The sequence below is a fragment of the Chitinophaga agrisoli genome (genome assembly GCF_008386695.1).
GTDB lineage: Bacteria > Bacteroidota > Bacteroidia > Chitinophagales > Chitinophagaceae > Chitinophaga > Chitinophaga agrisoli.
In genome coordinates, this window is record NZ_VUOC01000004.1 from 833,964 (window position 1) to 847,019 (window position 13,056).

General features: G+C 51.2%; 9 protein-coding genes. 8 read left to right on the forward strand and 1 reads right to left on the reverse strand.

Annotation, left to right across the window (positions count from 1 at the left end):
• Complete coding sequence (locus F0L74_RS22415; protein WP_149840150.1) at window positions 1-3,471, reverse strand: TonB-dependent receptor; 3,471 nt, start codon at window positions 3,469-3,471, stop codon at window positions 1-3.
• A gap of 152 nt (window positions 3,472-3,623) precedes the next feature.
• Here F0L74_RS22415 and F0L74_RS22420 point away from each other — a divergent pair, with 152 nt between their 5' ends.
• From F0L74_RS22420 to F0L74_RS22455, 8 genes are all read left to right on the forward strand, one after another.
• On the forward strand, window positions 3,624-4,139 hold the full coding sequence (locus tag F0L74_RS22420; RefSeq protein ID WP_149840151.1) for an RNA polymerase sigma factor: 516 nt from the start codon (window positions 3,624-3,626) through the stop codon (window positions 4,137-4,139).
• Window positions 4,140-4,148: 9 nt separating this feature from the next.
• Window positions 4,149-5,282, forward strand: a complete 1,134-nt coding sequence (locus F0L74_RS22425; protein WP_149840152.1) for a FecR family protein — start codon at window positions 4,149-4,151, stop codon at window positions 5,280-5,282.
• Window positions 5,283-5,310: 28 nt separating this feature from the next.
• The gene (locus tag F0L74_RS22430) at window positions 5,311-6,078 is read left to right on the forward strand and encodes a hypothetical protein (protein WP_149840153.1); all 768 of its coding nucleotides are present in this window, start codon (window positions 5,311-5,313) and stop codon (window positions 6,076-6,078) included.
• A 68-nt stretch (window positions 6,079-6,146) separates the two neighbouring features.
• Complete coding sequence (locus F0L74_RS22435; RefSeq protein ID WP_149840154.1) at window positions 6,147-6,611, forward strand: RNA polymerase sigma factor; 465 nt, start codon at window positions 6,147-6,149, stop codon at window positions 6,609-6,611.
• On the forward strand, window positions 6,605-6,742 hold the full coding sequence (locus F0L74_RS22440; protein ID WP_149840155.1) for a hypothetical protein: 138 nt from the start codon (window positions 6,605-6,607) through the stop codon (window positions 6,740-6,742). Before F0L74_RS22435 ends, F0L74_RS22440 begins: the two co-directional genes overlap by 7 nt.
• 76 nt (window positions 6,743-6,818) lie before the next feature.
• Window positions 6,819-8,012: a FecR family protein gene (locus tag F0L74_RS22445; protein ID WP_149840156.1), complete on the forward strand. Its 1,194-nt coding sequence runs from the start codon at window positions 6,819-6,821 to the stop codon at window positions 8,010-8,012.
• 258 nt (window positions 8,013-8,270) lie between these two features.
• The gene (locus F0L74_RS22450) at window positions 8,271-11,579 is read left to right on the forward strand and encodes a SusC/RagA family TonB-linked outer membrane protein (protein WP_149840157.1); all 3,309 of its coding nucleotides are present in this window, start codon (window positions 8,271-8,273) and stop codon (window positions 11,577-11,579) included.
• 11 nt (window positions 11,580-11,590) lie between these two features.
• Window positions 11,591-13,039: a RagB/SusD family nutrient uptake outer membrane protein gene (locus F0L74_RS22455; RefSeq protein ID WP_149840158.1), complete on the forward strand. Its 1,449-nt coding sequence runs from the start codon at window positions 11,591-11,593 to the stop codon at window positions 13,037-13,039.
• Window positions 13,040-13,056 lie beyond the last annotated feature (17 nt).

A 13,056-nucleotide genomic window follows, 5' to 3' on the forward strand; every position in this document is an offset into this window, starting at 1 on the left:
TTAGAATTGAGCTTTTAAACCAAAAGAGTACACCCTTGAGCGCGGGTAGGAAGCATAGTCCAATGATGGCATCAGGTCGCCAAAACCGCCCTGGCGGGTATTTACCTCCGGATCGTAGCCGGAGTACTTTGTATGGATCCAGAGATTCTTACCGCTGACGAAGAACGTTAAGTTGGCTATATGGAATGCGGACAGGCTATAGGAAAGCGTGATATCGCTGAGGCGGATAAAGCTGCCATCTTCTATCCAGTCTGAAAGCATGAGCAGCTCTTCCGGGCTGCCGGGCATGCGGTACTCGTTGTTAGGATTGCCCTGCTCTACCAGCGCGCCGGTATTCATATCATATAAGGATGGGCGCCAGCTGTTGGCAGAGGCTTTGGCCATATTGTTGGTGCTGCGGCCATGCTCCAGCGCTACGCGGTTGGCATTGTACAGTTTATTACCGTAGCTGTACTGTACTACTATATTCAGGTTAAACCCTTTGTAGTGCAGGGAGTTGGTGATACCGCCGGTAAAGTCCGGCTGCCCTTGTCCCAGTACTACACGGTCTGCGGTATTGATGATGCCATCGCCGTTCTGGTCAATGAATTTGCGGGTGCCGGGTCTTACTTTGGTGATATCCTGTCCGTTGATGGTCTTTAGCCCGGAGGAATTGATCTCTTCCTGTGATTGAAAGATACCGTTTGTCTGGTAACCGAACCACTGGCCAATGGGCTGGCCGTTACGGATGATAGCCGTAGTGCCGATACCGGATACCACGCCGGGGTCCAGGTTAAGATCTGCGCCTACATCAATGGCTTTGGAACGGTTAAAACCAATATTGCCATCCAGCGCCCAGCTGAATTGTTTGGTAGTGATCAGCGGGGAGCTGATATTCAGTTCCAGGCCGCTGTTCTGTACGGAGCCCAGGTTGGCCCAGGCGCTGCGATAGCCGCTGTAACCAGGCGTTACCAGTTCTATCAGCAGGTCTTTGGTGCGTTTAAGGTACCAATCCACGGTGATGTTCACTTTATCATTCCACAGGCCCAGGTCCATACCGGCGTCTACCTGTGTGGTAGTCTCCCATTTAAGGGATCTGTTCTCCGGTCTTTCTACCACTACGCCATAGTTGGGCGTATTACCATCCATAGGAGAAAAATAGGTGGTGATAGTAGACAAGGTAAGGTAGGAAGGGATGGCGGTGTTACCGCTCTGGCCAAGGCTGGCGCGGAACTTCAGGTTACTGATATCATGTATGGCGCGGATAAAACTTTCCTCGCTGGCGCGCCAGGCAATAGCCGCAGAGGGAAAGTATCCCCATTTATTATCCTCGCTGAAACGGGAAGAGCCATCGGCCCGCATGGTAAGCGTGGCCATGTATTTTTGTTTATAGTTGTATTCCGCACGGCCCAGGAAAGAGGCCATGGTCCATTTGGTAATACCGTAGGCAGGGATAACAGGAACGGACCCATTGCTAAGGCCATAGGGGCCTAACAGCTCGATATCATAATGCTGGTTCTCAGCGGTGACCAGGCTGTTTTTATTTACTTCGAAAATAGCGCCGCCCATTATATTGAAAGTATGGTCGCGGCCTATATTGCCCTTGTAGTAAAGGAGGTTTTCGTTCATCATCTTCACCACATCCCCCCTGGCCAGTACGGCGCGGCCGCCAAACTTGGAGCCGGAAGAAGTATTCTTGGGATAATAGGCGTCTGTATTGGTATTCACGGTGGAATAATTGCCGGTGGTGCGGAAGGTGAAGTGGTTATTGATGGCCCAGTCCAGCGCCAGGCGGGTTACCCATTCTGTACTGTATCTTTTATTGGTAACGTTCTTTGCCAGCGAGTAAGGGTTGGTGGTGATATAACCTTCAATACCTTCGTTATCCTCTATATCAGAAAACGTTAACGGTTTGGTGGGCGGCTGGTTGAGCATGCTGGTGATGACGCTGTTAGAGGTGATACCGCCGTTCTGTGAGCCGGAGATAAAACCATCTACACCGGTGCGGCTGCCAGAGATGTTGCTGGTGATGGTCACCGATTTGGATAAACGTTGCTGCAGGTTAAAACGCCCATTAAAGCGCTCATAGCCGCTGTATACGATCAGGCCGCCCTGGTTCAGGTAACCGCCCATAAAGGAGAATTTGGTATCCTTGGAGCCGCCTAGCACATTAATGCGATATTCCTGTACCGCGCTGTTCTGGAACATGGCCTTTTGCCAGTTGGTATTCGCAGAGTCCGGGTTGTTATAGTTATACCAGTCATGATAAGTATTGTCTTCAGCTACGCCCCAGAAGCCGGTAGTTTTGCCCAAAGGGGAATCGCGGTAATAGGTGTAGCCTGCCAGTTCTGAAGCCGGTTTGTTGGGATCGCCGGGATCGGCCGGCGTATAGGTATAGGAAGAAGCCAGGAAGCGGGCCCGCGCATATTCCCTGGCATCCATCACCGCAAACAGATGTCCGGGTTGCTGGAAGCCGGTGTTGGAGTAAAGCTCCACAACCGTCTTGCCTGCTTTACCGGTCTTGGTGGTGATCATGATCACACCGTTAGCGCCGCGCGCGCCGTAGATGGCCGTGCCGGAGGCGTCCTTCAGGATCTCGATGGACTCAATATCGCCGGGGTTGATGCTGTTAGCGTCTTCCTGCATAACCCCATCTATCACGTACAGGGGCGTACTGCCGCCGCTGATGGAGCTGGCGCCACGGATCCGGATGGTGCTTTCTGAGCCGGGCGTGCCATCATTCTGCGTGATCTGTACGCCGGCGGCCTTACCTTTCATAGCATCCGCCAGGGAGAAGATCGTTCTTTCCGACATGGCCTCCTTTGATATGGATGAAACGGAGGCGGTTACGTCTTTTTTCCGCACGGTGCCGTAACCTATTACCACCACATCGTTTAAAGTAGAGCCTTCGCCCATCAGGCTAACATTGATCTGAGAGCGGCTGCGGATGGGCACTTCGCGGGTTTGGAAGCCTATGTAGGACACGATCAGTGTGCCGGCGCCATTGGTCACATCCTGCAGCACATACTCCCCTTTTTCATCTGTGACCACGCCTTTGTCTGTGCCCTTTAGCTTAATGGAAGCGCCCAGCAGCAACTCCCCTTTCTGATCCGTGATCTTACCGGTGATGCGTACAGACGTATCAGTGAGCGCCGGCGTGCTAACGAGCGAATCCCGGGGGGCAGCCTCCTTTTTTTTAATATGGATCACCTTATCCTTTCCTCTCCAGGTGAATGCTTCGCCCAGCAAGGTTTTTAGTATATCCTGTACGGTAACTTCCTTTACGTTCAGGGATACTTTTTGCTGATCGTTGATCTGCTGGTTACTATAAAACAGGGCGTAGCCTGTTTTGGCGGTGATCTGGTTAAAGACCTCCTTTAGCGATACATTCCTGACATTCAATGATATTTTGTCCCCCGGTAGCTGGGCATAGGCCCGTATAGAACAGATACATAACAGGAAAAAGATTGTACTTCGTACAAAATGCGGCATATAGCTTACAATTTTCAGGTACGTGAAATTTCTCCTTAGACACCCGTTTTGCAAAACGGGTGACAAAATTTTAAGCCGCGGTCCCAATTTTTTTTAATTAGGTTTGTAGGGGACGATACAACCAATTTCACGTTAGATTTGCATGTATTAAGATGCCGGAACAAAATCAGGAAACGTTTGGGGAAATATTTTCTATCCATTACAGGAGGCTTGTAATGGAGGCTTATTATTTGCTGCGGGATGAACAGGAGGCAAAGGATGTGGTGCAGGAAATATTTATAGAGCTATGGCGCAGGCAGCAGCTGGATGAGATACAGTCTATCAAGGCCTATCTTACCCAAAGCGTGCGCAACAGGTGTATGAACATCTTAAAATCCGCCCGCTCGCGGGAGCAGCATGAAATAGGCTATCAATATAGCCGGCAGGCGGATATGGAACTGATCCGCGATCATAGCGAGGAAGAGCATACGCAACAGCGTGAGCAGAAGGCGGCGCATCTGTTACGGGCTATTGACGAGCTGCCGCCCAAAACCGCGAAGATCTTCCAGTTGTATTATATAGAGAAGAAAAGCAGAAATGATGTAGCCATGGAGTTAGGGGTAAGCATTAATACGGTAAAGACCGTGCTTTCCCGCGCATTACAATTCTTACGGAAAAAAGTGCTTTAGCATAAAGATATGAATCATACTACAGAAGAGATAAAGAGCCTGATGATCGAGAAACTGGATAACCGCATCAACCCGGAGGATGAGCAGCTATTACAGCAGCTGATCAACGAGCAGGCGGATGTACAGGAGATGTGGACAGAGATGCAGGCGCTCTTTATTGCAGGACCTGGAAAGGAGCTGATGGAGCGGCTGGATACCCGACAGGAATGGCAGATTTTCAACGCCACGCTGCGCAGCGAACGGCGGCGAAAACTGTTCACCTATGGCGGCCTGGCAGCCGGCGCCGCTGCAGCGGCAATTGCCGTGCTCTTGTACATAAACATCTCCTCTCCCATCAACAAAACCACGCCCCCTCTCGTAGCCGTCACGCAAGCGCCTAAGGGCATTTTACTACAGATAGATAATGGCAAGACCATTGACCTTTCTGCACAGGGCAATACCGCCATTACCGCCGGCAGCGCCAGCCTGCATAATAACGGCAAAGTACTGACCTTACAGGGCGGTAACAGCACACAATGGACACGCATCACCGTGCCAACCGGTATGGACTACCAGGTAAAGCTACCGGATAATTCCATTCTCTGGCTGAATGCCGCTACTACCGCACATTTCCCCATGAGTTTCAGCGGCAATACCCGCGAGATAGAAATACACGGGGAGGCTTATCTGCAGGTTGCGAAGGACGAGAACCGGCCCTTTATTGTGCATTTACCCGGCGCAGACGTGCAGGTGTTGGGCACTGCATTCAACATCAACTCCTACGACTCGGGCGTGGTGAAGGTAGCGCTGGTAGAAGGCAGCGTAAACATGCGCGCAGGCGGGGAAACGGTAGGGTTGAAACCTGGCTACCAGGGGCATGCAGCCAATGGCCTCCCAATTAAAGTAGCGCCTTTTGACGCGCAACAGGTGCTTTCCTGGATGAAAGGGCAATATATGTTCTCCAATACGCCGGTGCATGAAATTGTACAATCACTGCAACGCTGGTACGATGTGGAAGTGGTGCTGGACAATACAACAGTGGGCAATAAACGTTTTACCGGCGTTATTAATAAACAGAAAAAGCTGCAGGATTTCCTGGATGATCTGACAGAGACCGCAGAGATCAGCTATTATTTCAAGGACCAGGTTTTACATCTCAGGTAAGCGTTACGAAACATCTACTACTATCTATATGGGCCAACGTACCTATCTATCGAAGATCACACCCAAAAAGGCCGCTACACTGTTTGAGGCCAATAATTTCCTGCCTTTTTTCTGGCTTACGCTTATTCGCGCGGAGCACCTGGCACAGGTAGAACCTGCAATGCGTGAAATGTATGAAATGGCGGAAGATGAAGAGGCCTTCGAAAAATACCAGGATGAAAATACCCTGGATGCGGCCAATATCAATATAAGTAAGAAAGACGCTATTGCCAATATGCAGGGGGCCCTGCCACTGATCAGTGTCGGATACCCGGAGTGGCTGCCCCTTTACCAGGATTTCATAGCGTACATTGATAAGTTTGTGGAGGCGGAGGACCGCCTGGCGCTTGACATTTACGCGCTTTCTGCCTTTACCGACATAGATGATTATATTACGGGCCTCAGGGAAGACCTGCAAGCTATTGCCAACCATGAGCCCGCGAAAGTGACCGGCTATTTTGCCGATGGGCAGTCCATCATACTAACGGGCTATGTGACGCATGAGGCCAGCCAGTTTTCCGGGCAATCCCCCCAATATAAAAAAGCTATTAAACAACCTGTCCAGCGGCCAGCCTCAAAACCACTACCTGTACCAAAGGCAATATTAATGACCGTTATAGCAATCGCCTTGTTATATGTGCCTTACCGCGGGTATTTGAAAGAAGGCTGGAGCTTTACTGTTGTTTGTATGATCGCCGCCCTGCTGGCATTTGTATATTATAGCATTAAACAGCTGTGGCGCGCCATCAGAAAATAAGCCTGCTACGTGCAACCCTACCCGGCTATCCTTTGACGGCGTATTAATTATGTATTATTTTTGTATCAATGGCCATCTACGCATACGATGAAAGGGACCTGCTGCAGCAGGTAGCCGCCGGTGACGAACTGGCTTTTGGCCGGCTGATGGAACAATACCATGTAGCCACCTACCGGGTAGTGATGCGCCTCATGCAGGCCCCCTGGATGGCGGAAGATGTAGTACAGGAGGTGTTCCTGAAAGTGTGGCTGTCCCGCGCTACATTACCAGGCCTCGACAATTTCCAGGCCTGGCTTACCACCGTTACCACCCACCAGGTGTACGACCTGGTACGTAAACAGCAGCGGGAAAGCGCCCGGCTGCAGCAGTGGCAACAGGAATTGCACCTGCCAGACCAGCAGGGCCAAACCGCCACCACAGATTATGAAGAGCTTGTGCAGCAGGCAGTGGCCAAGCTGAGCCCCCGGCAGCAGGCGGTATTCACCCATCTTAAAAAAAAGGCTATAGCCGGGAGGAAACAGCCCGGTTGCTGAATATATCACCAGAAACCGTAAAGACCCATCTTGAGCAGGCTATGCGGCATATCCGCGCCTATTGTATCAGCCGTATAGATTCCCCTTCCTCCCTGGTGCTGATCTCCCTGCTGTTAAAAAAATATTTTTGACCCCCTCCCCCAAATACCTTTTATCCATCGTCTTAATATACAGGGTAAGTTATTTTCCATCATAATAACGCAAGGCATGCCATCCATACAAACACTTTATGAAGCCTGGAAAGCGGGCACTATCAGCGCCAGCGACCATCAGGCGCTGCTGGAGCAGCTATCGCTTCCGGAAAACGAAGCCATTGCCCGGCGCATGATACAAGAGATGGTGGAAGAGGCAACTGGTGCGGAAAATGATATGAAGTTACCACCGGAGCGGCTGGAGCTGCTACGCAGCAGCATTGTGGCCGCAGACCGGATAGTTGCTGAGGAAGCGCCGCCGGCGCGTATACGTACTTTGCGCCCATGGCGCCGGATAGCCGCAGCCGCAGCGGTGGCCTTGCTGATAGCGGCCGGCGCTTACTATCTGCTGCAACGCACCGGCAGCCCACAGGAAGCTACCATAGCATTAACCGACATAAAGCCGGCAGGGCCCAAAGCCACCCTTACCCTGGCAGACGGATCTACGCTTACGCTGGACAGCGCCGGCAGGCAACTCATCCAACAGGGCAGTACGGCAGTACAACAAAACGGGGGGCAGCTGGTATATAACGCGCAAGGGTCTGAAACCGCCCTCCGCTACAATACACTTAGCACCCCGCGCGGCGGCCAGTTTGAAATACAGCTGCCAGACGGTAGCAAGGTGTGGCTGAATGCAGCCTCCTCCCTGCGGTATCCTACCGCATTCACCGGCAAGGAACGGCTGGTGGAAATAACCGGAGAGGCCTATTTTGAAATAGCGCCGCATGCCGGCCAGCCCTTCCGGGTAAATGTAAACGGACAGGCGGAGATAGCAGTGCTTGGCACCCATTTTAACGTAAATGCTTATACTAATGAAAAGGACCTGCAGACCACGCTGCTGGAAGGCGCAGTGCGGGTAAGCAAAGGCCAGGAACAACTGGTCCTGCAACCGGGGCAACAGGCTAACATACAACAGACGGCTGGCCCTACAGCACAAGCGTTGCGCCTTGTAAAAGACCCGGATATAGAGAAAGTGATGGCCTGGCGGCACGGCGTATTTAATTTTGACGGCGCTAGCCTGGAAGAGGTGATGAAACAACTGGAAAGATGGTACGATATAGACGTGGTATATGAAAAAGGTATTCCCGATATCCGCTTTGGAGGAGAGTTAAGTAAAAATATCAACCTGCAGGACCTGCTGATCATCCTGCAAAAAACAGAAGTGCATTACCGGCTGGAAGGGGGACGTAAGCTGATCGTTACACAATAGCAATAAGCAACCAAAAACACATCATATAAATTAAATGCAGATGGCCTGTAAAACATATACAGGACCATGGTGGGAATATCTTGCCCACAAAGTACAGTGAACAATACATGTTGTTTGCGCCAGCAAACATTCATTACAAAGCACCAACCATTAAAAAACCGGAGGTGTTTGCACCACCTCCGGTTCTAATGCCTGGTTGACCGCTATTAAGCACTAGCGAACAATGTCAATTATTAAATCAACCAAACAGTCCAAGTTATGCAAAAAAACGCAATTGGCGGGGGCATGCCAGTCAGGAAACTGGCCATGATATTAACTGCTGTATTGTTACTGGTATGTGCCAGCAGCAGTGCCCAAACAATCACCTTATCTGTGAAAGACGCACCTTTAAAGCAAGTATTGGTTACCATTAAGCAGCAGTCGGGATACCTGGTGTTCTACAACCAGGATGTACTGACGGATGCGAAACCAGTATCTGTAACGGCGCGTAACGTTCCATTAAATGACGCGTTGGACCTGGTCTTAAAAAACCAGCCTGTCAGTTTCCTGATAAGGGGCAAAATGATCATCCTTTCCAGGAAAACGCCGTTACCAGCCACGCCCGCGCCGGATTTGGGGGCAAACCCGGCAGCCAATCCCACACAGCACTTAATTGGGCTGGTGAGGGACGCAGCAGGCGTGCCGCTGGCCGGCGCCTCTGTGATGGTGAAGGGTACCCAAAAAGGCGCCGCCACCAATGCAAAAGGAGAATTCAGGATTGAAGCCAACCCGGACGATATACTGTCCATCTCCCATATTGGTTATGAAACGAGGGAAGTACGCGCGGGTAATGTGCTGTTTATTGTGTTGCAGCCATCCAGCTCCAGGCTGGATGAAGTACAGGTGTTTGCCTATGGCACCACCACCCGGCGTTTGAGCACCGGCAACATCAGCACTATTAAAGCGGAGGAGATTGCCAGGAACCCGGTAGTGAATGTGCTGGAGGCCCTGAAAGGCCGGATCCCCGGTATGTTTGTACAACAGCAGACCGGCCAGCCCGGCACACCTATAGATGTGACCATACGCGGTAAAAGCACGCTTACGGGCAACGGGCAGCCGCTGTATATTGTAGACGGGGTGCCCTACCCCTCCGGCCAGCTTCCGTTTTCATATCCTAGTGTCAACAGTACGACTCCAAATTTTGTGCTCCGCGGTGGCAACGCACTGGATTACCTGAACCCGGCCATGATAGAAAGCATTGATGTGCTAACCGATGCGGATGCAACGGCCATTTACGGCTCCAGAGGCGGATATGGCGTGATCCTGATCACCACTAAAAAAGGTAAGGCCGGGAAGCCGCAACTAAACATCAATGCGCAAACCGGGGTGTCTGTAAGAGGGCGCTCCCCCCGGCTGATGACACTTGATCAATACCTGATGATACGCCGGGAAGCATTTAAGAATGATGAAGCTACCCCTGGCCCCACTGACCTGGACCTGAACGGAACCTGGCCGCTGAACCGGAATACCGACTGGAAAAAACTATCTGCCGGGGCATTTGGCCAGACCAGCCTGTTGAACGCCACTTACAGCGGCGGCGCAGGCAGGATCAATTACCTGATAGGCGGCAACTATAATGTGCAACAGAGTATACAACGGAGCACAGGCGCATTTAAATCCGGCGGGTTGAATTTTAACCTCAATTCCACCTCTCCGGGTGGTAAAGTGTATTTCTCCTTATCCGGCTCCTATACCGCTACCCTGAATGATATGCTGTCTGTAGACTATACCAATGCTACCCTGATGGCGCCTAATGCCCCTAATCCCTTTTTGCCGGACGGCAATATCAATTGGGAACCAGGCGCGAATGGAGAGTCTTTTGCAGCCTTTAAAATGATCAACAAGAACCAGTCAAATAACCTTACCTCTACCGCTGAGTTCAAATACATGCCCATTACCGGGTTGACTATACGGACGGTGATCGGCTTTAATATGCTTAGCGGACGGCAGAACATTGCATATCCCTCCGCCTATTATGACCCTGCCACCAACTTTATCACCAAAGGCAATCTTAACCTGTATAACGTACGTACCTGGAACCTGGATCCCAACATCAACTACCAGTTTGGCCTGGGTAGCAAAGGCCGGCTAAGCGCCACGGCAGGCTTCACCCTGGTAGATAAGGTATCTTACAACCAGAGTACGGACGGTAACGGTTTCCTGAGCGACGATGTGATCTATAATCCCACTTTTACCGGCGCTGATAACTTACAGACAGTTTATACACAGGTACCCGCCAGGAACCTCTCTTATTTTGGCATCCTGAACTATAACTGGGATAATAAATACATCATTAACCTGAACGGGCGTTACGACGGTTCCACGAAATTCGGGCCCGATTACCGTTTCGGTAAGTTCGGCTCCATAGGTGCGGCCTGGATCATGAGCAGCGAAAAATGGTTCAATGGCCTGCTGCCGGTCATAAGTTTTGCCAAAATAAGGGGCAGTATAGGCATTGTGGGCGGGGACGCTATTAACGAATACTCCTACCTGAATACCTACAGCAATGCCAGTGCTTACCAGGGTAATGTAGCCCTTAGCCCCAACAGGCTGGCTAACCCGGCGCTGCATTGGGAAAGAATGCTGAAACGCGAGCTGGCTGCCAACCTTGAGTTCCTGAACGGGCGGATTGGCCTGGACCTTGCGTATTACAACAACCGCAGTGAAAATCAGCTGGTAGGCCTGCCGCTGCCTTCCACCACCGGTTCTGAAACTGTAAATATCAACTCATCGGCGGTGATCGTTAACTCCGGTTACGAATTATCGCTCAATACCACCAACATTAAATCCAGGAATTTTAGCTGGCGGAGCAATTTCACCATTTCTATTAACCGGAACATCCTGCAATCTTATCCTGCCTCCCAGGTATTGACAAGTAACAACTATGTGGTGGGTAAATCCATCCAGGGGATTAAACTATACGATTACGCAGGCGTAGATCCTGAAACCGGCTATTATACTTTTTATAAAGATGGCGTTAAAGGCCAATGGGATCTGTTCAGCCCCACACCTTTGGATCAGATCAAAGACAAAACTGCATTTGTAGACCTGTCGCCCAAATATTTTGGCAGCCTGGTGAATACCCTCTCTTATAAAGGGCTCTCTGCCAGCTTTGTTTTCACCTTCACCAACAGGATGGGCCACAATTACCTGGGATCGCAGACCTACCCTGCAGGCATATTCAACTATAATATGTCAGAAACCTATCTGCAACGCTGGCAAAAACCAGGTGATATAACCGATGTGCAACGGGCCAGCCAGCGCTTTACCGCCGTATTGCTGCAATCGAACTTCGTATCCAGTACAGGCGCCTATAGCCGGGCGTTGTACGCAAGACTGGCCAATGTGAATATCAATTATAATCTGCCCGCTTCCCTGTTTAAAAAATATGTCAGCAGCGTAAGCATCTATGCATCCGGCCAGAACCTGCTCACTATTTCCCAATACAAAGACCTGGACCCGGAGAACCTGGGGGTGGGCATGGCGCCGCTGAGCAAGTTCACCGCAGGTCTTAACATCACGCTTTAAATGCTATCATCATGAAACGTAATCATCACTATAATATGCTCCGCAGATATGCCGCTTTTATTGCGTGCGCCTTGCTGATAAGCAGCTGTAAGAAATACCTGGATATACCGTTACCACTGGATGTAATTGCCGGCGACGCCGCCTATACCAACGATCAATCCAGCGCTGCGGTGCTCAATAACGTGTATGCAAGTATGTTAACTACCAATGAGGGCGCAGACGCCGTGTTTGACGGCAAAAGCACCGCCTATAGCAGCGGCCTGTATACGGACGAACTACAAGCCATAGGACTGCCCACCGCCACAGAGCGCCTCTATTACCAGAACAATATACAGGCGGTTAATACCGGCGGCGCCTGGACTAAACTGTACAAAGGGATCTATAATCTTAACCTGGCCATAGAAGGCATCACCAGGGCGTCTTCCGTTAACCTGCATTACAGGGAACAATGGCTGGGCGAAGCATATTTTATGCGCGCGTTGCTTCATTTTTATCTCGTAAATCTGTATGGCGACTGCGTGCTGGCCATCACCTCCGATTACCGGGTGAACAGCGTGCTGCCCCGCACTACGCCACAGGCGGTATATGTGCAGATCATCAAAGACCTGCAGCAGGCGCAGGGCCTGTTAAGCGATGATTACAAAGACGGTAAGGGCCTCACCACTACCGACAAGGGCAGACCTAACAAAGCCGCCGCCACTGCCTTACTGGCCCGTGTATACCTGTATACCAGCGACTGGAACAATGCAGAGATACAGGCCAGCGCCGTTATTGGCAACAGCAGGTACCAGTTACCCCCATTGGCGCAGGTATTTCTGAAAGCAAGCACAGAAACTATCTGGGCGCTGGCTCCCGGGCAGGGTGCGTTTGTGCGCGACTATTCCGCTTACAACAGCGGTATGGCCCCCTTAGTGCCCACCTTCCCGTCTAATGGTGTGGGGGTGGCCATGAGCGACAACCTGGCCAATACTTTTGAGCCGGGCGACCAACGGCTCAGCGCCTGGACCCGGGTAAGCAGCGATACCGGCAGCACGCCACGTACCTACCGCTTCCCGGATAAATACAAAACAAACGTGCACGACGTGGAATATATAGTGGTATTAAGACTGGCGGAGCAATACCTGATACGCGCCGAAGCCCGCGTGAAACTGAATAAGCTAAGTAATGCGCAGGCAGACCTGAATATAGTAAGAGCGCGCGCCGGACTGGCAGGCACGCCGGCAACCAGCCCAAACGAACTGCTGAACGCCATTGAAAAAGAACGCCGCACAGAACTGTTTACAGAAGCCGGGCATCGCCTGTTTGACCTGCGGAGAACGGACCGCCTCAATGCCCTGATGACGATACTTACACCGCAGAAAGGAGGAACCGGCTGGCAGCAATACATGCAATGGTGGCCTATACCCACCAACGACATTTTTGCCAATCCGAACCTCGTGCAAACCGCGGGATATCAATAACCAATACTAAACCAATC

Bases quoted from the DNA above. Each gene is read 5' to 3' on its own strand.
- F0L74_RS22435 (WP_149840154.1), top strand. From the start codon at position 6,147: ATGGCCATCTACGCATACGATGAAAGGGACCTGCTGCAGCAGGTAGCC.
- F0L74_RS22430 (WP_149840153.1), top strand. From the start codon at position 5,311: ATGGGCCAACGTACCTATCTATCGAAGATCACACCCAAAAAGGCCGCT.
- F0L74_RS22450 (WP_149840157.1), top strand. From the start codon at position 8,271: ATGCAAAAAAACGCAATTGGCGGGGGCATGCCAGTCAGGAAACTGGCC.
- F0L74_RS22455 (WP_149840158.1), top strand. From the start codon at position 11,591: ATGAAACGTAATCATCACTATAATATGCTCCGCAGATATGCCGCTTTT.
- F0L74_RS22445 (WP_149840156.1), top strand. From the start codon at position 6,819: ATGCCATCCATACAAACACTTTATGAAGCCTGGAAAGCGGGCACTATC.
- F0L74_RS22425 (WP_149840152.1), top strand. From the start codon at position 4,149: ATGAATCATACTACAGAAGAGATAAAGAGCCTGATGATCGAGAAACTG.
- F0L74_RS22420 (WP_149840151.1), top strand. From the start codon at position 3,624: ATGCCGGAACAAAATCAGGAAACGTTTGGGGAAATATTTTCTATCCAT.
- F0L74_RS22415 (WP_149840150.1), bottom strand. From the start codon at position 3,471: ATGCCGCATTTTGTACGAAGTACAATCTTTTTCCTGTTATGTATCTGT.